This is a genomic window from Streptomyces dengpaensis (assembly GCF_002946835.1).
Lineage (GTDB): Bacteria > Actinomycetota > Actinomycetes > Streptomycetales > Streptomycetaceae > Streptomyces > Streptomyces dengpaensis.
This window is the reverse complement of the sequence record NZ_CP026652.1, coordinates 5158096-5179094: the sequence shown is the minus strand read 5'-3', so window position 1 is coordinate 5179094 and position 20999 is coordinate 5158096. Positions and strand designations below refer to the sequence as shown.

The 20999-nt window shown below is 70.5% G+C and carries 16 protein-coding genes; 4 read left to right on the top strand and 12 right to left on the bottom strand.

The window, feature by feature from the left end:
- Positions 1 to 20: 20 nt before the first annotated feature.
- Entirely contained in the window at positions 21 to 1301 is a 1281-nt protein-coding gene (locus C4B68_RS23980; RefSeq protein WP_099501709.1) for an ATP-binding protein, read from the bottom strand.
- A 338-nt stretch (positions 1302 to 1639) separates the two neighbouring features.
- A complete protein-coding gene (locus tag C4B68_RS23975) occupies positions 1640 to 2317 on the bottom strand; it encodes a response regulator transcription factor (RefSeq protein WP_010984912.1) in 678 nt (225 codons plus the stop codon).
- 491 nt (positions 2318 to 2808) lie between these two features.
- Here C4B68_RS23975 and C4B68_RS23970 point away from each other — a divergent pair, with 491 nt between their 5' ends.
- A complete protein-coding gene (locus C4B68_RS23970; RefSeq protein ID WP_099501711.1) occupies positions 2809 to 4302 on the top strand; it encodes an oligopeptide:H+ symporter in 1494 nt (497 codons plus the stop codon).
- Between the two features lie 317 nt (positions 4303 to 4619).
- Here C4B68_RS23970 and C4B68_RS23960 read toward each other — a convergent pair whose 3' ends face one another.
- The 6 genes from C4B68_RS23960 to C4B68_RS23935 all read right to left on the bottom strand — a co-directional run bounded on the left by C4B68_RS23960 (position 4620) and on the right by C4B68_RS23935 (position 10461).
- Positions 4620 to 5984 carry a hypothetical protein gene (locus C4B68_RS23960; RefSeq protein WP_099501713.1) on the bottom strand — a complete coding sequence of 455 codons (1365 nt, stop codon included), beginning with the start codon at positions 5982 to 5984 and terminating at the stop codon, positions 4620 to 4622.
- 47 nt (positions 5985 to 6031) lie between these two features.
- On the bottom strand, positions 6032 to 7210 hold the full coding sequence (locus tag C4B68_RS23955) for a hypothetical protein (protein WP_373682220.1): 1179 nt from the start codon (positions 7208 to 7210) through the stop codon (positions 6032 to 6034).
- A gap of 8 nt (positions 7211 to 7218) precedes the next feature.
- Entirely contained in the window at positions 7219 to 8178 is a 960-nt protein-coding gene (locus tag C4B68_RS23950) for a COG1470 family protein (RefSeq protein WP_099501717.1), read from the bottom strand.
- A 112-nt stretch (positions 8179 to 8290) separates the two neighbouring features.
- The gene (locus C4B68_RS23945; RefSeq protein ID WP_099501719.1) at positions 8291 to 8995 is read right to left on the bottom strand and encodes an LPXTG cell wall anchor domain-containing protein; all 705 of its coding nucleotides are present in this window, start codon (positions 8993 to 8995) and stop codon (positions 8291 to 8293) included.
- A gap of 269 nt (positions 8996 to 9264) precedes the next feature.
- Positions 9265 to 9792, bottom strand: coding sequence for an ATP-binding protein (locus C4B68_RS23940; RefSeq protein WP_099501721.1), 528 nt, complete (start codon positions 9790 to 9792; stop codon positions 9265 to 9267).
- 291 nt (positions 9793 to 10083) lie between these two features.
- A complete protein-coding gene (locus C4B68_RS23935) occupies positions 10084 to 10461 on the bottom strand; it encodes an STAS domain-containing protein (RefSeq protein ID WP_099501723.1) in 378 nt (125 codons plus the stop codon).
- A gap of 250 nt (positions 10462 to 10711) precedes the next feature.
- Between C4B68_RS23935 and C4B68_RS23930 the strand changes: the two genes are divergently transcribed.
- Together C4B68_RS23930 and C4B68_RS23925 are read left to right on the top strand one after the other, a co-directional pair.
- Complete coding sequence (locus C4B68_RS23930) at positions 10712 to 11677, top strand: RNA polymerase sigma factor SigF (RefSeq protein ID WP_099501937.1); 966 nt, start codon at positions 10712 to 10714, stop codon at positions 11675 to 11677.
- 329 nt (positions 11678 to 12006) lie between these two features.
- Positions 12007 to 13650: an RICIN domain-containing protein gene (locus C4B68_RS23925; RefSeq protein ID WP_099501725.1), complete on the top strand. Its 1644-nt coding sequence runs from the start codon at positions 12007 to 12009 to the stop codon at positions 13648 to 13650.
- Positions 13651 to 13799: 149 nt separating this feature from the next.
- On the opposite strand, the gene hutI is transcribed toward C4B68_RS23925, so the two are convergent.
- Genes hutI through hutU form a run of 4 tightly spaced genes read right to left on the bottom strand, consistent with a single transcriptional unit; the run spans position 13800 to position 19235 of the window.
- The gene (gene hutI, locus C4B68_RS23920) at positions 13800 to 14975 is read right to left on the bottom strand and encodes an imidazolonepropionase (RefSeq protein WP_099501727.1); all 1176 of its coding nucleotides are present in this window, start codon (positions 14973 to 14975) and stop codon (positions 13800 to 13802) included.
- A gap of 26 nt (positions 14976 to 15001) precedes the next feature.
- Positions 15002 to 16360 carry a formimidoylglutamate deiminase gene (locus C4B68_RS23915; RefSeq protein WP_099501729.1) on the bottom strand — a complete coding sequence of 453 codons (1359 nt, stop codon included), beginning with the start codon at positions 16358 to 16360 and terminating at the stop codon, positions 15002 to 15004.
- Positions 16357 to 17574, bottom strand: coding sequence for an allantoate amidohydrolase (locus C4B68_RS23910; protein ID WP_099501731.1), 1218 nt, complete (start codon positions 17572 to 17574; stop codon positions 16357 to 16359). The genes C4B68_RS23915 and C4B68_RS23910 overlap by 4 nt, the downstream gene beginning before the upstream one ends.
- Complete coding sequence (gene hutU / locus C4B68_RS23905) at positions 17571 to 19235, bottom strand: urocanate hydratase (protein WP_099501733.1); 1665 nt, start codon at positions 19233 to 19235, stop codon at positions 17571 to 17573. The genes C4B68_RS23910 and hutU overlap by 4 nt, the downstream gene beginning before the upstream one ends.
- Positions 19236 to 19377: 142 nt before the next feature.
- On the opposite strand from hutU, the gene C4B68_RS23900 reads away from it, so the two are divergent.
- Entirely contained in the window at positions 19378 to 20904 is a 1527-nt protein-coding gene (locus C4B68_RS23900; protein WP_373682216.1) for a type III PLP-dependent enzyme domain-containing protein, read from the top strand.
- The last annotated feature ends 95 nt before the right edge of the window (positions 20905 to 20999 follow it).

Here is a 20999-nt window from a genome sequence, read left to right as displayed (position 1 = left end):
GTGTGCCGCCGAGCAGCCGGTTATCTGACCGTTGGGTCGTTTTCGTTTGGAGTCGGGGGGCTCTTCAGGGGGGTGCGGGAGAGGAAGAGGCCGAAGACGGGGGGCTGCGCCTGGAGCATCTCCAGACGCCCACCGTCGGCTTCCGCAAGGTCGCGGGCAACGGCAAGACCGATACCCGTGGAGTTGCGCCCGCTGATCGCACGCTCGAAGATGCGCGCGCCCAGGTCGGCGGGGACACCGGGCCCCTCATCGGTGACCTCGATGACGGCCTGGTTGCCGGTGACACGGGTGCGCAGAGCAACCGTGCCGCCACCATGCATGAGGGAGTTTTCGATCAACGCCGCCAGCACCTGGGCGACCGCGCCCGGGGTCCCCACCGCCCGCAGGTGGCGCTTGCCGGAGCTGACGATCGCACGTCCCGCACTGCGGTAGGCCGGCCGCCACTCCTCCAGCTGCTGCTTGATGACCTCGTCGAGGTCGAAGGAGACGGCGGAGCCGGTACGCGGGTCGCGGGCGTTGGTCAGCAGTCGTTCGACGACGTCCGTGAGGCGTTCCACCTGCGCCAGCGCGATCGTCGCCTCCTCCTTGACCGTCTCCGGGTCGTCGGTGAGGGTGATCTCCTCCAGCCGCATGGAGAGGGCCGTGAGCGGCGTACGGAGCTGGTGGGAAGCGTCCGCGGCCAGCCGGCGTTCCGCCGTCAGCATGCGCGCGATCCGCTCCGCGCTGCCGTCCAGGACGTCGGCGACGCGGTCCAGCTCCGGGACGCCGTACCGCCTGTGGCGCGGGCGGGGGTCGCCGGAGCCGAGCCGTTCCGCGGTCTCCGCGAGGTCGGTGAGGGGCGACGCGAGGCGGTTGGCCTGGCGTACGGCCAGGAGGACCGCCGCGATGATCGCCAGCAGCGCGACCGCGCCGATGATCATGAGCGTACGGCCGACTTCCTTCGTCACCGACGAGCGCGGCTCCTCGACGGTGACGGTCTCGCCCTCCTCTCCCTCGGCGGTGGCGGAGATGACGTCGCCGGAGGGCCGCTCGCCACCGACCTCTATGGGCGCACGCCCGGGGATCTTGATCACGGCGTAGCGGTCGTCGCCGACCTGGTTCTCGAGGATCTCGCCGGTGACGTTCTCGTCGCTGAGGATGCGGCTGTCCACGATGCTGGCCAGGCGCAGGGCCTCGGAGTCGACGCGCTCCTGGGCGCTGCTGCTGATCGTGCGGGTCTCGACGATGACGAGGGAGACGCCGAAGACGGCGATCACTACGAGGACCACGGCTAGCGTGGACTGGATGAGGCGGCGACGCACGGGGTCCTCCGGGCAGGTGGCTGTACGTGGACCAGTGTGCCCTTACGCGGCGCTGTGCTGGGGCGGCCTGGGGTTCCTTGTCTCGCGGGGCGGCTTTACCCGCGGGCCCTGGCTGCTCGGGCCCTGGCTGCTCGCGCCCCAGCCGCCCGCGCGCCCCAGCCGCCCGCGCGCCCCAGCCGCCCGCGCGCCCCAGCCGCCCGCGCGCCCCAGCCGCTCGCGGGGCGGGGTCTGTTTCGCCCCCTCCGCCCCTGCCCGTCCTGGGGGGCTTCGCCCCCAGACCCCTCATCGCGCTTCGCGCTCGTCCTCAAACGCCGGACGGGCTGAAACCCTGCACCTGCTCAGCTCTTCTCGAAGCGGAAACCCACACCCCGTACCGTCGCGATGTAACGAGGATTCGCCGCGTCGTCGCCGAGCTTTTTGCGGAGCCAGGAGATGTGCATGTCGAGGGTCTTCGTGGACGACCACCAGGTCGTGTCCCAGACCTCGCGCATGAGCTGGTCGCGGGTGACGACCCGGCCCGCGTCCCGCACCAGCACCCGCAGCAGGTCGAACTCCTTGGCCGTGAGCTGGAGTTCCTCGTCGCCCATCCAGGCACGGTGCGACTCGACGTCGATGCGTACGCCGTGCGTGGCGGGCGGCTGCTGGGGCTCGGCGGCGCCGCGCCGCAGGAGGGCCCGTACGCGGGCGAGGAGTTCGGCGAGCCGGAACGGCTTGGTGACGTAGTCGTCGGCGCCCGCGTCGAGGCCGACGACGGTGTCCACCTCGTCGGCGCGCGCGGTAAGGATCAGGATCGGGATGGTGTGACCCTCGGCGCGCAGGCGGCGGGCCACTTCCAGGCCGTCCATTCCGGGCAGGCCCAGGTCGAGGACGACCAGGTCGACGCCGCCCTGCATTCCGGCGTCGAGCGCGGTCGGTCCGTCCTCGCGCACTTCGACCTCGTAACCCTCCCGGCGCAGGGCGCGGGCCAATGGCTCCGAGATGGACGCGTCGTCCTCGGCGAGCAGTACACGGGTCATGGGCTGATGGTAGTCCGCCTCGGACGACAGCCGTGGGGCGATCCGACTCTGTGGTTCACACCCTCCACTCGTGTGATTCTTGCCTGCGGGTGTGGGATGCGATCCTGGTGTGGACCTTCACATGGGTGTCCGCGGTTCCCCCGTCACCTGTGATCCATATCTCAAGTCCTTCCATATGCCGCATTGACATGCCGTATGGTGACCAGACGCCTGTAGCACCACAACGGGACCTTTGGCGCCAGAACGATGCTGAAGGTCTCTTTTGTGTGCGGGCTGGTGTTCGCCAGCCTCGAAAGGAATGACCTGTGGCCGGGCCCGAGCGCATCGACGCGTGACGGGCGTGGATCCCGGTGGTCGCCGTCCACTGCTCCGTCATCCGGAGCGGACTCCCCGTGGGCGTGGGGTGGACGTCCGATCCCCGCCGGTGCCGGCCGCCCCCACCGGGCGCGCAATCGTTCAAGCCCGCGCGTCCCGACCAGCAAGGAACGACCATGGCGTCCAGCCTGACGAAGGACTCCGTCCCGGGCACTCCCGGTTCCGAGAAGACCTTCTTCGGCCACCCCCGGGGACTGGCCACTCTCTTCATGACCGAGATGTGGGAGCGGTTCTCCTACTACGGCATGAGGGCTCTGCTCCCGCTGTATCTGGTCGCACCGGGCGGCCTGCACATGAGCGCGGTCTCCGCGACCGCGATCTACTCGGTGTACCTGTCGCTCGTGTACCTGCTCGCCCTTCCCGGTGGCTGGTTCGCGGACCGTGTCCTCGGCCCCCGTAAGACGGTCGCCGTCGCCGGTCTCATCATCATGCTGGGTCACCTGACGCTGGCGCTGCCGACGTCCGGCACCTTCTTCGCGGGTCTGGGCCTGGTCGCGATCGGTTCCGGTCTGCTGAAGGCCAACATCTCCACGATGGTCGGCCACCTCTACGACGGCCCGGACGACCCGCGCCGCGACGGTGGCTTCACGCTGTTCTACGTGGGCATCAACTTGGGTGCGTTCGCCGCGCCGCTGATCATCGGCACCGTCGGCGAGAACGTGAACTGGCACCTGGGCTTCGCGCTCGCCGCGCTCGGCATGGCGCTGGGTCTGGCCCAGTTCCTGCTGGGTGGCCGTCACCTGAGCGCGCACTCCAGCGTCGTCCCGACTCCGCTGACCGCCGCCGAGAAGGCCTCGACGCTGCGCAAGTCCGCCCTGTGGGCGGCCGTCGCCGTCGTCTTCTACGCGATCGTCGGCTTCTCGGGCCACTACACGCTGAACTGGCTGCTGGTTCCGATCACGATCGCCGGTCTGCTCATCCCGGTCATGGTCATCGCCCGTATCAAGCGGGACAAGGACCTGGACCGCGTCGAGCAGTCCAAGATGTCCGCGTACATCTGGTTCTTCGTGGCCGCGGCCATCTTCTGGATGATCTACGACCAGGGTGGTTCGACCCTGTCGATCTTCGCCGAGTCGTCGGCCGACAACTCGGTCTTCGGCTGGGAGTTCCCGGTCTCCTGGTACCAGTCCGTCAACCCGGTCATGATCATGGCGTTCGCCCCGGTCTTCGCCTGGATGTGGCTGGCGCTGAACCGTCGCGGCAAGGAGCCGGGCACGGCCGTGAAGTTCGCCTCCGGTCTGCTCCTGATCGGTGCGTCCTTCTTCCTCTTCCTGGCCCCGCTGTCGATCGCCGAGGGCGGTCACAAGGCGGCCGCGATGTGGCTGGTCGCGATCTACTTCGTGCAGACCGTCGGTGAGCTGACCGTCTCCCCGGTCGGCCTGTCCGTGACGACGAAGATGGCTCCCGCGAAGTACGCCTCCCAGATGATGGGTGTCTGGTTCCTGGCCGTCACCGCCGGTGACGCCACCACGGGCCTCCTCTCCATCGCCGGCGTCGACCTGAACACGAAGGGCATCGTCGCCCTGCAGGCCGCGCTCGCCGTGGCCGCCGGTGTCGCGGTGTGGATGTACCGCAAGAAGGTCAAGGAACTCATGGGCGACGTGCGCTGACGTACGCCCGCAGAGACTTCTGCACGAAGGGCCGCCGCACCACCGGGTGCGGCGGCCCTTCGGTTTTCCATCACGATGCAGGTATGCAAGCCGTGAGCCGCGCCCGGCATACGACAGCCGTGGCCAAGTTGCCCGTCACGCGCACGGCGTGCGGGTGGACCGCCGACGCATGGTCCTCGAAGAGTTGCCCGAACGCGTCCGGGTCCCCGGCGCGCACCCGGCCACGCATGAAAGCTCCACACTCCTGACCGTCCCTCGCGCGGGCCACGTTGCCGTGACCCGCGTCACACGTAGGGAGCGGGGGTTCGCAGAGAGGCTCAGCGCAGCCGGTGGTGCGGCATGAAGGTGAAGACCGCTCCGCCGAGCAGGATCACCGTCCCCGCGATCAGGCCCAGCGCCTTCAGGCCGCCGTGGTTCTCGGCGCCCGTCTCCGCCAGGCCGCCGCTGGCGGACGTACCTCCTGAGGAATCTCCTCCTGAGGAGCCTCCCCCCGAGGCGCCGCTCGCCTGTTCGCTGGTGTCCAGGGTCAGAGAAACCTCCGACTTGGTCGGCGTGCAGGTCGTCGTGGTGCCCAGGGCCTTCACCGTCAGCACGCCCGGGGACAGGGTGGACTGGCCGGTCGCGCCCGGCTTGTACGTGCCCGTCAGGTCCGGGATCTCGATGGGGTCGCCGCTCTTGATCTCCTCGGCGTTGGTCGGGCCCTCGACATGGACCGTGCCCTTGTCGGAGCCGCCGAGGACGACCTCAATCGACGGCTTGACCGAGTCGGCGGGGATGTCGGCCGGGCTGTCCATCACGGACTTCTTGAACTGGACCGTGAGGTCGAAACTGCCGCCGCTCTTCTTGGCGTTGATCTGGACGGGAGAGGTGGCGCTCTTGTCACCGATGGGGGTCTTGCACGCGTAGGGGATGGCGACTTCCTTCCCCGTGAAGTCCGTCTGGCCGCCACCACCACTGCCACCACCGTCACCGCCGGTGGAGCCGCCCGTGTCGTCGCCTCCCGTCCCACTCCCGCTGGGGGTCGGCGAGGCCGAACCGGTGGGCAGCGTCGGCAGTCCCGTCGGCAACGTCGGCAATCCCGTCGGCAGCGTCGGCGTCGGAATCCCGCCCGTCGTACCGCCCGAACTCCCCCCGCCCCCCGTCACCTTGATCGTCGCCGCCGACTTCACCGTCTCCTTCGGCGTGCACTTCGTGTCCGTCGACAACGGCTTGCTGACGTTGATGTTGTACGCGTCCGGGGTCAGGGTCACATCACCGGCCGCCGTCAGTTTCAGCTTGCCCGTCATGTCGGACAGCTTCATGTCGCTGTTCTTGGGGATCGCGGGGTTCTGGCGCGGTCCCTCCATGGCGATGTCGGCGGTCTGCGCGCCGCCCGCCTTGAGCGTGCCCGTCGGCTTGACCGTGTCCTTCTCCAGGTCGATGACGTCGGGATTCTTGGACGCCGCCTGGACGAACTTCCAGGTGATGGTGACCTCGTCGCCCACCTTCGCCTCGGCGGGTGCGGTGATCTCCACCTTCGTCGTGCCCTGGACCGGGGGCAGGCCCGAGATCGAGGGCGGGATGCACTCCGTCTTGTACGACACTTCGGCGGCCTGTGCCGGGGCCGCGGCCACACCCACCAGGATGCCCGCGCCGCCGAGCATCAGCGCGACCCCGGCCGCGCTCACTCTCCGTCCGGCCATCGGCGCCACTCTCCGTCCGGCCATCGGTACCACTCTCCGTTGCGTGCTCACGTAGGTCCCTTCCTCGTCCGACTCGTCCGACTCGTCCGGCTCGTCGGAGTCGTTCGAGTCGCCGGACTGTTCTCTTGCGGTGCGGAGAGCTGACCGTGCGCCGCCGTCCCCGGATCGCTGTCCGGCGTGAACCACGGCAGGGTCGGGGTCGTAGAAGTCTTCGGTGCCACAGGCGTGGCCGGCGCGCTCGGCGAGGGGCGCAACTTCGGCATCCATACGGTGAGTTCGGGCAGCCGGAGCCCCCGGTGACGGCCGCCGCGGCCGGACGAGCGGCGCGGCCGTACCCGGTCCACCACCGCCATCCCGACGCGGAACACCGCCGCCGGTACGACCACGCAGAGCAGGATCCAGAACAGGGTCACGCCCCACGGGCGGCCCACGCCCCACGGCTGCTCGGCAAGCACCTTGCCGCCGTACTTCAGCGAGACCGTGTAGTCGCCGTGCGCCCCGGCCGGCAGTTCGACCGGGAGCTCGATCCGCGCCTTCCGGCCGGGCGCGATCGTGCCGCGCCACTGCCGCTCCTCCCACTGCGGGGCGAACACCCCGTGGGAGATTCCGATGTGGAAGACCGGGTTCTTCACCGGGGCGGTGCCGACGTTGCCGACGGTGAAGACGAGTTTGCGGGCCGGTGGCGAGCCGAACCAGGTGAGCAGGCCGCTGGACCCGTCCAGCCGGGTGTCGGTCAGCACGGAGAGCCGGCCGCCGCTCTCCTCCTTCGGCAGCGGTTCCACCGAGTGCCCGGCCACCATGAAGATCGCGTCCGCCTCCGCCTTCTCCCCGGTGACCGTGGCGACGTGCACCACGCACGGACACGGCTCGGGCGGCTCGGCGACCGGCAGCTCCTTGCTGAAGCTCCCCTTGGCGTCGGTGGTGACGGCCCGGCCGTCGGCATTGGCACAGGAGTTGGTGCCGCCGATGACACCCCGGGACGGCACGGACTGCCCGCAGATCAGCATCATCAGCAGCGCCTTCGGCCGCCACCCGCTGCCGGTCACGGTGATCGAACCGCCGATCCCCGCCTGGGACTTGGACAGTCTCACGCTCGGCTTGTCCGCTGCGGACGCTGCGGACGTTACGGAGGCCGCGGAAGCTACGGAGGCCGCGGACCCTACAGACGCGGGTGCGCCCGCAAAGACGAGCAGAAGCAGCGCGAGAGCCACCGTCAGCGCCGGAATCCGCACCTTCACGACACCGCTCCCGTCAACTCGGCTTCCACACCCGGCTGTTGATCCGCCCCGCCGTCCCGCGTCCGGCGCCGATGACGCCGTACGACCAAGAAGGCACCCACCGACGCAAGCGCTCCCCCCACGCCCGTCACCGCACCCCACGGCACGAACCGCGCCGACGCGGACGCCGTGTCGCGCGCGCCGCCCGCCGCCGTCACCGTCAGCCGCACGTCGACCGCGTCCAGCGCCGGGGCGTCGTGCCACGGTTCGCTGAGCGTGACCCGGCGGCCCGGCAGGAGATCGACGGGCAGGGTGCGCGGGGCCCGGTCGAGGAGCGCGCCGAAGACACCGTCGGCGTGCACCGCGAACCTCGGGGTCAGGACGGTGGTGCCGCGGTTGACCAGCTCGTACGAGATCCGGCCGCCGCGCACGGCGACATGCTCGACGGTGAGCGCCGACAACGTCGGCCCGCTCACCCGCAGTTGGACCCGGACCGCCACGGAACGCCCGCCGCCGTCGCTCGCGACGATCGCACCCGGGTGGTCACCGGGCACCACACCCGCCGGGACGCTCACCGTGAACGGCACGTCGGCGCGTGTACGTGCCGGAACCCGTACGGTCACCGCGCGCACCGCCGTCCGCCGCCCGTCCCTCTCCTGCGCGAAGCCGATCCAGGCACCCGTGTCCGACGGCTTCTCCCGCACGGTGAAGCCGCCGCCCGATGTGTTGTCGCCGTCCGCGCCGCGCAGCCGGACGGTGAGCGGCCGCGCGCCCGGGTTGAGTACGGACACGGTGTCCTGCAGAACCGTGCCGGGCGCGCCCTCCGCGTAGACGTACGGGCGCCCCTCCCGCGTACGGGCGAACGGCGCGACGGACCAGCCGTCGTCGGCCACGGCTGCCGGTGCCACGCCCAGCAGCAGCGGCACGGCAAGCAGGACCGGGCCGAGGACCCGGGCAGCGGGAGGTGCGTACGGCATGGGGCGGCTCCCATCAATAGGGGCGGCGCGCTGGGGGTCCCCCAGGTTTTCGGCTCTGGGGGAGCCTCCTTGAGGGGCGGCGGTCGGGTGACGGGTGGGCACGCGCGAGGGATCAGCGGCGTACCGCCTGATTCCTCCGCGTCAGCCACAGCACGCCCGCCGCGCCTGTGAGCAGGACCGTTCCGCCGAGCGTGCCGAGGGCGATCGCCGAGTCCTCGGGGCCGGTCTGGGGAAGTTCGCCGCCGGAGTCCGCGCCGCTCTGGGTCTCGCTCGAGCCGGATGACCCCGAACCGCCGCTCGCGGCCGTGACGTCGAGGGTCAGGGACGGCTTGGGGTTGTTCGAGGGGGTGCACGTGGTCGTCGTACCGAGCGCCTTGATGGTGAGCACGCCCGCGGTGAAGGTGACCTTGCCGGTCTTCTTCGGCGTGTACGTGCCGCTCAAGTCACTGATTTTGATGGGGGTGTTGGCGGGGATCGCGGCCGCGTTGGCCGGTCCGCGCACCGCCACCGTGCCGCTGTCCGCGCCGCCCACCTTGATCACGGCGCTCGGGTTCATCGCGCCCTTGCCCAGCTCCACCGGGCTGGACGAGACACCCTTCTGCCAGGACATGGTGAGCTTGTAGCCGCTGCCGCTCTTGACGCTCTTGATGTCGATGGGCGAGACGGCGCTCTTGTCCCCGATCGGCGTCTTGCACTGGTAGTTGACGTCCACCACGTCGGCCTGGGCTGCGGGGGCGGCCATCAGCACCGCCGAGCCGGCCAGGGCCGCGGCGAACGCGAGCGCGGCGGTTCGTTTCTGGTACGTCCGGTACGACACCTCGGGGCCTCATTCCTGACGGATCCTGACGGAACAGCTTCCTGACGGAACATCAGATCGGCCGTCAAGGTACGCCCGGGGACTTATGGAGGGAAGACAAAGTGCGCGCCGGATCCGTGGGGATCCGGCGCGCGTGAAGTGACGTACGAAAAACGGTTCGAACCCTCGGTAACCCGAGGTGAAGGTCAGGCAGCACCAAAGTCAGGCAGGCGCCGACGTCGGGCACGCACCCAGGCCAGGCGCGCGCCAAGGTCAGGCAGCTGCCAAAGTCAGGCAGGCGCCCCGAGTTCCGCCCAAACGGTCTTGCCCGCGACCCCCGGAGTCCGTACAACCCCCCAGTCCAGGCACAGCCGCTGCACGATGAACATCCCGTGGCCGCCGGGGCGTCCGGCGCGGTGCGGGGTGCGCGGTGCGGGCTGGCCCGCGCCGCGGTCGGAGACCTCGATGCGCAACACCTTGTTGTCGCAGGCGATCCAGAGCTCGTCCGGGCCCTCCGCATGCAGGCAGGCGTTGGTGACGAGTTCGGAGACGACGAGCAGGACGTCCTCGGCGGCGGCCCGCCGGTCGGCGCTCGCGGCGGGCAGCCAGCCCCACGCGTACAGCGCCTGACGGGTGAAGTCGCGGGCGAGCGGCACGACTCCGCTCGCGCCGTCCAAGCTCAGCCTGCGGGCCTGGCGGCCGGCGGCCATCACGTCTCCGGAGGCGGAAGCGCCGCCGTCGCCGGAGGCACCGGAAGCGCCGCCGTCACCCGACTCCGGGCCGCGGTCGCCCGGCGAGTAAGGCCGGGTGGTGCTCATCAGCGCTTCACCTCACCGATTCGCCGGTTCACGATTCAAGACTCAGCTCAACACTCAGTACGTGCGGATGGAACTTGTGGATCAAACTCGCGGATCAAACTTGTGCGTCAGACTTGTGCGTCAGACTTGTGCGTCAACCGCTCAGGCTGCCGACATATTCAGGATGTCTCCTGCCCGACCGAACCGTCCGAACACCCGCTTATTCGGCACGGAACATGTGACACGGGTAACGTGCCGGTCACGTAGCGGGAAATGAGGCACAACGCCGAAGCGGACGGACGGGTCGACCGGCTAGGAGGACTCGTCGATCAGCGCCGCCTCGAGCGTCTCGTGGACAGTGAAGACGGCCTCCGCCCCAGTGATTTCGAACACTCGGGCCACCACCGGCTGCATCCCGGCCAGATGGACGCCACCCCCCGCGGCCTCGGCCTTCAGACGGGCGCCGAGCAGCACATTGAGCCCGGTGGAATCACAGAACTCGAGGCGCGAGCAGTCGACGACCAGGCGTGCGTGCCCCTTTTCGAGGCAGTCGTCGAGTGGCTCACGCAACAAATCAGCCGTGTAGTGATCCAACTCACCCGCCGGGGTCACGACGGCACTTCGGCCCTCTTCCCGCACCTCGACAAGAAGCCGGCCCGACTGTGCGCTGCCGACCGTCCCGCGGTCCATGCCGTCTCTCTCCCGAGCGTCGCGACTGCTGATGTACGCCCTCGAACACTACGCCTTCCCTGCGCCCCCTGACACCCGAACAACCCCCCGAAATCGGACATTTAGCAATGAAACGCACTTGCGGTGGGCGAGCGAAAGCGGGTAGGCCTAGTAGAGACGTTTATTCGACACGGCCGGCTTTGGAGGCGCCGCACACCGCAGTGCACGAATTGGCATCGGCGGCCATATGCCGAGAACGATGGAGGACACCATGTCACCCCGGCTCGACGCATCGCAGACCCAGACGGCGACGTCGACACCCTCCCTGGGACGCCCTGAGCTCCTCGACAAAACCGACAAAATCGAAGAAGCGGCTGAAATCAGCGGATTCGGCGGCCTTGCCGGTCTCGACGGTCTCGCCGGACTCGAAGGACTCGACGGACTTCCGGAGATCCCCCCGTACGACGAGGTGGGGCCGGTGGACGCACGGGCCCTGTCGAAGACTCTCTTCGAGCGGCTGGAGTCCCTCGAAGAAGGCACCCACGAGCACGCGTACGTCCGCAACACACTCGTCGAGCTCAACCTCGCGCTGGTGAAGTTCGCCGCCTCCCGCTTCCGCTCCCGCAGCGAGCCGATGGAGGACATCATCCAGGTCGGCACCATCGGCCTGATCAAGGCGATCGACCGCTTCGAGCTGAGCCGCGGCGTCGAGTTCCCCACCTTCGCGATGCCCACGATCGTCGGCGAGATCAAGCGGTTCTTCCGAGACACCTCGTGGTCCGTGCGCGTACCGCGCAGGTTGCAGGAACTCCGCCTCGACCTGGCCAAGGCGGGCGACGAACTCGCCCAGCAGCTCGATCGCGCCCCGACGGTGGGAGAACTGGCGGAGCGCCTGGGCCTCAGCAACGACGAGGTCGTCGAGGGCATGGCCGCCTCGAACGCCTACACGGCCAGTTCGCTGGACGCCCAGCCCGAGGAGGACGACTCCGAGGGCGCGCTCGCGGACCGCATCGGCTACGAGGACCACGGGCTCGAGGGTATCGAGTACGTCGAGTCCTTGAAGCCGCTGATCGCCGAACTCCCGCCGCGCGACCGCAAGATCCTCTCGCTGCGCTTCGTCGCCAATATGACCCAGTCCGAGATCGGCGACGAACTCGGCATCTCGCAGATGCATGTGTCACGGCTGCTGTCGCGAACGCTGGTGCGGCTGCGGAAGGGCTTGACCGTCGAGGAGTGACGGTTGAGGGGTGACGGTTCAGGGATGACGGTTCAGGGATGACGTCGCTGAGTGACAGTCGCTGAGTGACAGTCGCGGAGTGACGGTGCCTCACAGCCATGCTTCGAACGGAAAGCGGTCCGGCCGACAGTGCCGGACCGCTTCGTTTTTCGGCTCTCCATTTCGGGGTGTCCGGTTCAGGCCGTCCGCTTCGATAACCGGAGATCTCACGGGTTACCCAGGGGAACCACTTTCCTCAAAGGGCCACCTCCATCACTATGGTCACCCCAAACTGGCTGGTAGGTCAGAACGGGGGCGAGCGACCGCACGGAGTGCGAGGAGGCCTGAACATGGCTCAGGGCGACCGGGCCGACGACAACGACGCCGAGACCGAGGGCGCGAACCACGCGGGCGCGTCCGACGCGCAGCTCACCGAACTGCTGAGCGCGGCCACCCCCACCGCGTATCCGGCCCTCCAGGAACTCCGCGGGCGGCACCGCCCGTCGGTCCTCGCCTACGCCCGCCTCTGCACCACCAGCGAGTCCGTGGCACGCCAGCTCGCCGCGCAGGCCTTCACCCTGGCGGCCAGAGAGGCAGCCCGCGGCGCCGACCCCGGCATCCCCTGGCGGCACCAACTCCTGCTGCTGACCGGTCGGGTGGCCGCGTCTTGGGCCGCGGACCAGCGGGCCGCGGGCCTCGACGCCGGGTTCCTCCTCGTACTGAACACGGCGGGTCCCGACGGCCCCGTCCCGCCCATGCTCGCGGCGTTCCAGTCCCTCCCGTCCCGCGCCCAGGGCCTTATCTGGTACGGCTGCGTGGAGCGGGAACCCGAGGACAGGACGGCTGCGCTGCTCGGCCTCACCCGCGAGGACGTGACGTACGGCACGGAGCCAGCACTCCAGTCCTTGGGCCAGGCCTGTCTGAGGTCCCGCCTCGCCGCCTCCGACGACCCCCGCTGCGCGGACTTCCGCCGGCTGATCGAGGAGTCGGTACGGCCCGACAACTCCCGTCACAGCGCGGACCTGAACGCCCACATGGCGCACTGCCCGCACTGCACGGCGGCGTACGAGGAACTGTCCGCCCTCCGCGACGACCCGCGTAGCGCCCTGGCCGAAGGTCTGCTGCCCTGGGCCGGCACGGCGTACACCAGGACCGGCGCGAGCGATGTACAGCCCGGCACACGCGGGACGTGGCCCCTTACGAGGAACACGACCGGGCCCCGTACGAGGAACGACGCCGGGCCCCGCACGAGGAAGGCGACCGGGCCCCGTACGAAGGCGGGAACCTGGCCGCCGTCCCGCCGCTTCGTGCTGGCCTCGGCAGCTCTCGGTGTGGCCCTGGCGCCACTGCTGCTCATCATGCTGTTCTCCGGCGATTCGCCGTCGCAGGACGCGGCGGGCTCGGTGAGCACTCCGGCGATCCCGCCGTCGGTGACGGTGACGGCGACAGCGACGGTTTCATCCACACCATCGGCTTCGCCCTCCTCCAGCAAGTCACCCTCCCCGACGAAGAGTTACTCCCCGCCCCCGTCGAAGCCGGCGCCCCCGAAGCCGACCCCCACGCGCTCCCCGACGTATCCGGTGTACCCGCCGGGCGCCGCCTACGCGCAAGTGGTGAACGTCGCCTCGGGCCGGTGCCTGGACATCCGCGACGGCGTTATGGAGAAGGGCACGGACGTCATCACGGCCCCCTGCACCTCCTCCGCCACCCAGCGCTGGCGTGTCGACGCCTACCTCGGCGTCCTCCAGTCGTACGCCGACTCCGACTTCTGCCTCGACAGCCGTGGCTCCGCCGACGAGGGCGTCGGGATCTGGGAGTGCGACTCGATCGAGGGCAGGAACGCCGAGAACCTGCGGTTCACCGTGGACGACGACGGCGTCATCCGCCCGGAAGTCGCCACCGAGACCTCGGTCACGCCGGACGACAGCGGCGGTCTGTCCCTGCTGCCGCTGAACGGGGGCACGGGACAGCGGTGGCGGGCGGGGGCCACGTAACCCGTCGTCGCCACCCGCCGTCGTAGCCATTCGTCGAAACCGGTCGTCGATGCCGGTCGTCGAAACCAGTCGTCGAAACCAGTCGTCGATGCCGGTCGTCGATGCCGGTCGTCGATGCCGGTCGTCGATGCGGGTCGTCCGACCTCGCGTCAGACCTCGCGTACGCCGCGCCGCCACACCTCCGAAACCAGCGGCACGCCCGGGCGGTAGGCGAGGTGGACGTGGCTGGGCGCGTCCAGCAGGGTCAGGTCGGCGCGGGCGCCGGCGGTGAGGCGGCCGATGTCGTCGCGGCGGAGGGCGGCCGCACCGCCGGCCGTGGCCGACCACACCGCCTCGTCGGGCGTCATCCCCATGTCCCGTACCGCCAGCGCGACGCAGAACGGTACGGACGAGGTGAAGGACGAGCCCGGATTGCAGTCGGTGGAGAGGGCGACGGTCACGCCCGCGTCCAGCAGGCGGCGGGCGTCCGGCCATTCGGCGCGGGTGGAGAACTCGGCGCCGGGGAGGAGGGTGGCGACGGTCCGGCTGTTGGCCAGGGCGTCGACGTCCGCGTCCGTGAGGTGGGTGCAGTGGTCGGCGCTCGCCGCGTCCAGTTCGACGGCGAGCTGGACGCCGGGGCCGTACGAGAGCTGGTTGGCGTGGACGCGCGGGTGCAGGCCCTTCGCCTTGCCCGCCGTGAGAATCGCGCGGGCCTGGTCGCCGTCGAAGGCACCCTTCTCGCAGAAGACGTCGACCCAACGGGCGTACGGGGCACAGGCGTCGAGCATCTCGCCGGTGACGAGGGCGACGTACGCGGCGGGGTCGTCGGCGTAGTCCGGGGAGACGATGTGGGCGCCGAGGTAGGTGACCTCGTCGGTGTGCGCGGCGGCGATGCGCAGGGCGCGGGCCTCGTCCTCGACGGTGAGTCCGTAGCCCGACTTCGTCTCGAAGGTGGTGGTGCCCTGGCGCAGGGCCTCGTCGAGGTAGTGCACGAGGTTGCGTTCCAGGTCCTCGTCGCTCGCGGCGCGCGTGGCCGCGACCGTCGTACGGATGCCGCCCGCCGCATAGCCGCGGCCCGACATACGGGCGTTGAACTCGGCGGTCCGGTCGCCCGCGAAGACGAGGTGCGAGTGGGAGTCGACGAAGCCCGGGATCACCGAGCGGCCACCGGCGTCGACCCGATTGTCAGTGGCGGGTGCTTTGCTTGATTCACCGGTCCACGCGACGCGGTCGCCGTCGATGACGACGGCCGCGTCCTGGATCAGACCGAGGGAGGATCCGTCACCGAGGGAGGGGTCGTTGGTGACCAGCGTGGCGATGTTGGTGATGACGGTGCTGCTGCTCATGGCGTCCTCAGGGATGACGGTGGGGTTCAGGCACGCAGGGCTTCGACGGCTTGGGCGATGGCCCGTGGCACATCCGGTACGAGGGCGTGCGCCCCGTCTCGTACGACATGACGCCCGCCGACGATCGTGTGGCGTACGTCCGCTGCCGTCGCGGCGAATACGGCCGTCTCGGCACCGAGGCGCGGCAGCGGCCCCGCTGTTCTGACCGAGTCGAGGGCGATCGTCGTGAAGTCGGCGAGCGCGCCCGGTTCGAGGGTGCCCGCGTCGTCCCAGCCGAGGGCCGCGTGGCCGTCGGCGGAGGCGGCGCGCAGGAGGGCGGCCGTCGTCCAGTGACCGCGTGTGCGGGTGCGCAGGCGCTCGTTCAGCTCCATCGCGCGGGCCTCTTCGAGGAGGTCGATGACGGCGTGGCTGTCGGAGCCGAGGGAAAGGGGCGATCCCGCGCGCTGGAGAGCGGCGGCGGGTCCGATGCCGTCGGCGAGGTCTCGCTCGGTGGTGGGGCACATGCAGGTGCCCGTCCCGGAGCCGCCGATCAGGGCGATGTCCTCGTCGGTGAGGTGCGTGTTGTGGACACCGGTGGTGCGCGGGCCCAGCACGCCGTGGTCGGCGAGGAGCTGCGTCGGGGTGCGTCCATGGGCCTGCCGGCAGGCGTCGTTCTCCGCCGTCTGCTCCGACAGGTGCACATGGAGCGGGGCCCGCCGCTCCCCGGCCCAGCGCGCCACCGTCGCCAACTGCCCCGCGGGCACGGCCCGTACGGAGTGGATGGCCGCACCGATCCGTGCGTGATCCCGGTCCTTGAGAACTGAACAGCGTTCCGCCCAGGCCTCCGCGCTGCCGTCGGAGAAGCGCAGCTGGTGCTGGTTGGGCGGCTGTCCGAAGCCGGAGGAGAGGTAGGCCGTGTCGAGCAGGGTGATCCGGATCCCGGCCTCCCGCGCGGCCTCGATCAGGGCCTCGCCCATCGCGTTCGGGTCGGTGTACGGGGTGCCGCCCGGGGTGTGGTGCACGTAGTGGAACTCGCCGACCGCGGTGACTCCCGCGAGCGCCATCTCCGCGTACACCGCGCGGGCGAGCGCGTGGTAGGTCTCCGGGGTCAGCCGGTCCGCGAAGGAGTACATGACCTCGCGCCAGGTCCAGAAGGTGCCGGAGCCGACCTGGACCGTGCCGCGCAGGGCGCGATGGAAGGCGTGCGAGTGGGCGTTGGCGAGCCCGGGGAGGGTGAGTCCGCGGAGGATCTCGGCGCCGGGGGGCGGGGTGTCGACGCCGGTGCGGACCCCGACGATCCGGCCGTCCGCGACATCGAGGGCCACGCCCGGCTCGACGTGCGTGCCGAGCCAGGCGTGCTCCAGCCAGTAGGTCCGCGTGTGGGTCCGCGTATGGGTCTGCGTCACCTGCAGGCCAGCCCTTCGAGTACGTCGGCGAGTGCGGTCACCCCGGCCACGCAGTCGTCCTCGGCGGCGTACTCGGCCGGGGAGTGCGAGACACCCGTGGGGTTGCGTACGAACAGCATGGCGGTCGGGACGGTGCCGGAGAGGATCCCGGCGTCGTGTCCCGCCCCGGTCCCCAGGACGGGCACCTTGAGATCGGCGTCCTTGCCGAGGATGCGGGCGAGTTCGTCACGCAGGGCGTGCTCGAACTCGACGACGGGGGTGAACGACTCGCGGACGACGTCCAGGCCGACGCCCTGCGCCTCGGCGTACTCGCGGGCCGCCTTCTCGATGCCGGTGACGACCGTGTCGAGGCTCGACTGGTCGGCGGCGCGGGAGTCGAGCCAGCCGCGGACGAGGGAGGGGACGGCGTTCACGCCGTTCGGCTCGACGGAGATCTTGCCGAAGGTGGCGACGGCGCCCGCGAGTTGGGCCTCGCGCCGGGCGGCCAGCACGGTCTCCGCGTACGACAGCATCGGGTCGCGGCGGTCCACGAGCCGGGTGGTGCCCGCGTGGTTGGCCTCCCCGCGGAAGTCGAAGCGCCACCGCCCGTGCGGCCAGATGGCACTCGCGATGCCGACCCGGTCACCGGAGAGGTCCAGCGCCCGCCCCTGCTCGACATGCAGCTCGACGAAGGCGCCGATGCGGGAGAGACGCTCGGAGTCCGGCCCGATGGTGCCGGGGTCGTACCCGGCGCCCTCCATGGCCTGCGGGAGCGTGATCCCGTCGGCGTCGGTCAGCTTGTGCGCCTGCTCGACGGTGAGCTGCCCGGCGGCGAGCCGTGAGCCGACACACGCCAGCCCGAACCGGGCACCCTCCTCGTCACCGAAGTTCACGATGGCGAGGGGCCGGGTGAACTCCACGCCACGAGCGCGGAGTTCGTCCAGCGCGGCGAAGGACGACACGACCCCGAGGGGCCCGTCGAACGCCCCGCCGTCCGGCACGGAGTCCAGATGCGACCCCGTGACGACGGCATCCCCGTCGGCGGGATCCCCGAGCCAGGCCCATTGATTCGCATTCCGGTCCAGCTCGTACGTCAGGCCCCGCGACTCGGCCTGCGCCCGGAACCAGTCCCGGCAGTCGGCGTCGGCACCGGTCCAGGCGAAGCGGCGGTAGCCGCCGGAGGCGGAGCTGCGGCCGATCGGCAGCAGCTCCGCCCACATGCCGTGGAAGGTCACGCGTCGTCACCCTCGCGCATCGGAACCCGCACGCCGCGCTCGTCGGCGACGGACTCGGCGATGTCGTACCCGGCGTCGACGTGCCGGATGACACCCATGCCGGGGTCGTTCGTCAGCACCCGGCGGATCTTCTCGCCGGCGAGTTCGGTGCCGTCGGCGACGGAGACCTGGCCCGCGTGGATGGAGCGGCCCATGCCGACGCCGCCGCCGTGGTGGATGGAGACCCAGGACGCACCGGACGCCACGTTCACCATGGCGTTGAGCAGCGGCCAGTCGGCGATGGCGTCGGAGCCGTCGAGCATGGCCTCGGTCTCGCGGTACGGGGAGGCGACGGAGCCGCAGTCGAGGTGGTCACGGCCGATGGCCAGCGGGGCTGCCAGCTCACCGGAGGCCACCATGTCGTTGAAACGCTCACCGGCCTTGTCGCGCTCGCCGTAGCCGAGCCAGCAGATGCGGGCGGGCAGGCCCTGGAAGTGGACGCGCTCGCCGGCCATCTTCATCCAGCGGTGCAGCGACTCGTTCTCCGGGAAGAGGTCGAGGATCGCCTTGTCGGTCTTGGCGATGTCCTGCGGATCACCGGAGAGCGCCGCCCAGCGGAAGGGGCCCTTGCCCTCGCAGAAGAGGGGGCGGATGTAGGCGGGGACGAAGCCGGGGAAGGCGAACGCGCGGTCGTACCCGGCGAGCTGGGCCTCGCCCCGGATCGAGTTGCCGTAGTCGAAGACCTCGGCACCGGCGTCCATGAAGCCGACCATGGCTTCGACGTGCTGGGCCATCGACTCACGCGCACGGGTGGTGAAGCCGGCCGGGTCCTTGGCCGCGTACGTGGCCATGTCGTCGAAGTCGACGCCGACCGGGAGGTAGGAGAGCGGGTCGTGGGCGCTCGTCTGGTCGGTGACGATGTCGATGGGGGCGCCCTCGGCGAGCATGCGGGGGAGCAGTTCGGCGGCGTTGCCGAGCAGGCCGATGGAGAGCGGCTTGCGCTGGTCGCGGGCCTCGACGGCGAGCTGGAGGGCATGCTCCAGGGAGTCCGCCCTGACGTCCAGGTAGCGGTGCTCGATGCGGCGCTCGATGGCGCGCGGGTCGCAGTCGATACAGATCGCGACGCCGTCGTTCATCGTCACGGCGAGCGGCTGGGCGCCGCCCATGCCGCCGAGACCGGCGGTGAGGGTGACGGTGCCCGCGAGCGTGCCGTTGAACTTCTTGGCGGCGACGGCGGCGAAGGTCTCGTAGGTGCCCTGGAGGATGCCCTGCGTGCCGATGTAGATCCAGGAACCGGCGGTCATCTGCCCGTACATGGTCAGGCCCAGCTGCTCCAGGCGGCGGAACTCCTCCCAGTTCGCCCAGTCGCCGACCAGGTTGGAGTTGGCGATCAGCACGCGCGGCGCCCACTCGTGGGTCTGCATGACGCCGACGGGACGGCCGGACTGGACGAGCATCGTCTCGTCCTGCTTGAGGGTCCGGAGGGTGCGGACCATGGCGTCGAAGGAGCGCCAGTCGCGGGCGGCCTTGCCGGTACCCCCGTAGACGACGAGCTTGTCGGGGTGCTCGGCGACCTCGGGGTCGAGGTTGTTCTGCAGCATCCGCAGGGCGGCTTCCTGCTGCCATCCCAGGGCACTCAGTTCCGTACCGCGCGGGGCTCGGACGGGGCGGGGTCCTGACATGGTCTGCCTCCTATGCGAACTGTTTCAGCGAGCTGTCGCAGCGTCTGTTGCAGTAGATATTCACATCCTGTCTTCCTGAATAGAGCTAGTCAATAGGTGTATAGGCCAGCGCGGTCGCGTCGCGGGTGTTTGGCTGGGATGTATGGGCGCAGATATGGGCGCAGACAGGGACAGGACGGGGGATCCGGTGAGCGACAGGGAGAGGGCGGCCATGTCGTCGGGCGGCGCGGGAGCCTCCGGCGGCGCGATGTCATCGGGTGGCGCGAGCGCTGCCGGCGGCGCGGGGGCTGCCGGCAGCACGGAGGTTTCGGGTAGCACGGGCGGCGACGACTCCGATCGTGTCCTCCGGCGTGACGAAGCCGTCCGGGCCGCCGTGGAGCAGGGGCTCCTCGGGCCGGGAGCACCGGTCGTCGCCCTGCTCGACGTCCCCGGCATCCGGGCCTCGGCGACCGCGCTGCGGGCGGCCTTCGACGCGGTGACCGCCCCGGACACCCCCGTACTGCACGCCTTCGCGGTGAAGGCGACCCCGCTCGTACCCGTGCTGCGGCTGCTGTACGAGCAGGGCATCGGCGCGGAGGTGGCGAGCCCCGGCGAACTCGCCCTCGCGCGGGCGGCCGGGATCCCGCCGGCGCACACCGTGCTCGACTCCCCCGCGAAGACGCCCGCGGAGCTGCGCGAGGCGCTGGCGTCGGGCATCGCGGTCAACGCGGACAATCCTCAGGAGCTGGACCGCATCGACGCGATCGTGCGGTCCGCGGCCACCGGCTCGCCGATCGGGATCCGGGTGAACCCGCAGGTCGGCGGTGGTTCGATCGAGGCGCTGTCCACCGCGACGGCGACGTCCAAGTTCGGGGTCGCGCTGCGCGACGAGGGTGCCCGCGAGTGGATCGTCGGGGCGTACGCCGACCGCCCGTGGCTGACCCGGCTGCACACGCACACCGGTTCGCAGGGCATCCCGCTCTCGCTGATGGCGCAGGGCGTGGCGGAGACGTACGCGCTGGCCGAGGAGATCAACCGGCGCCTCGGGCGGCGGCAGGTCGACACGATCGACATCGGCGGCGGGCTGCCGGTCAACTTCGGTTCCGACGCGACGGCCCCGACGTACGCGCAGTACGCGCGGCTGCTCGCCGAGGTGGTGCCCGGGCTCTTCGACGGGCGGTACGGGCTGGTCACCGAGTTCGGGCGGTCGCTGCTCGCCAAGCACGGGACGGTGATCGCCCGGGTCGAGTACGCCAAGTCCGCCGGGGGCCGGCCGGTCGCGGTCACCCACGCCGGGGCCCAGGTGGCGGCCCGCACGGTGTACGCGCCCGTGACCTGGCCGCTGCGGATCGCCGCGTACGACGCGAAAGGCCGCCCCAAGGCGGGACCGGACGTCATCCAGGACGTAGCGGGCCCCGCCTGCTTCGCGGGCGACCTGCTCGCCGAGGGACGCGCGCTGCCCCTGCTCGAACAGGGCGACTACGCGGCCGCCCTGGACACAGGTGCGTACTACTTCGCCCACCACTACGCCTACAACTCCCTAGCCCGCCCGGCCATTTACGGCTTCGCGCCGGCCCCGGAGGGCGGGCAGCACGAGGTGCGCTTCGCGGTCGTACGGGAGCAACAGACCCTCGACGAGATCGTCGCCGAGTCGGGCGGGGCACAGCCGTCGGCGCTGACGGGGCTTTAGCCCAGCCGCTGGAGCGGGTGCCGAGGAGGCCGCGTGCACCCCTCGGAACCTCAACCGGCCGAGGCGGATCGAAGGCGACCGCCCTGAGCGTCTGA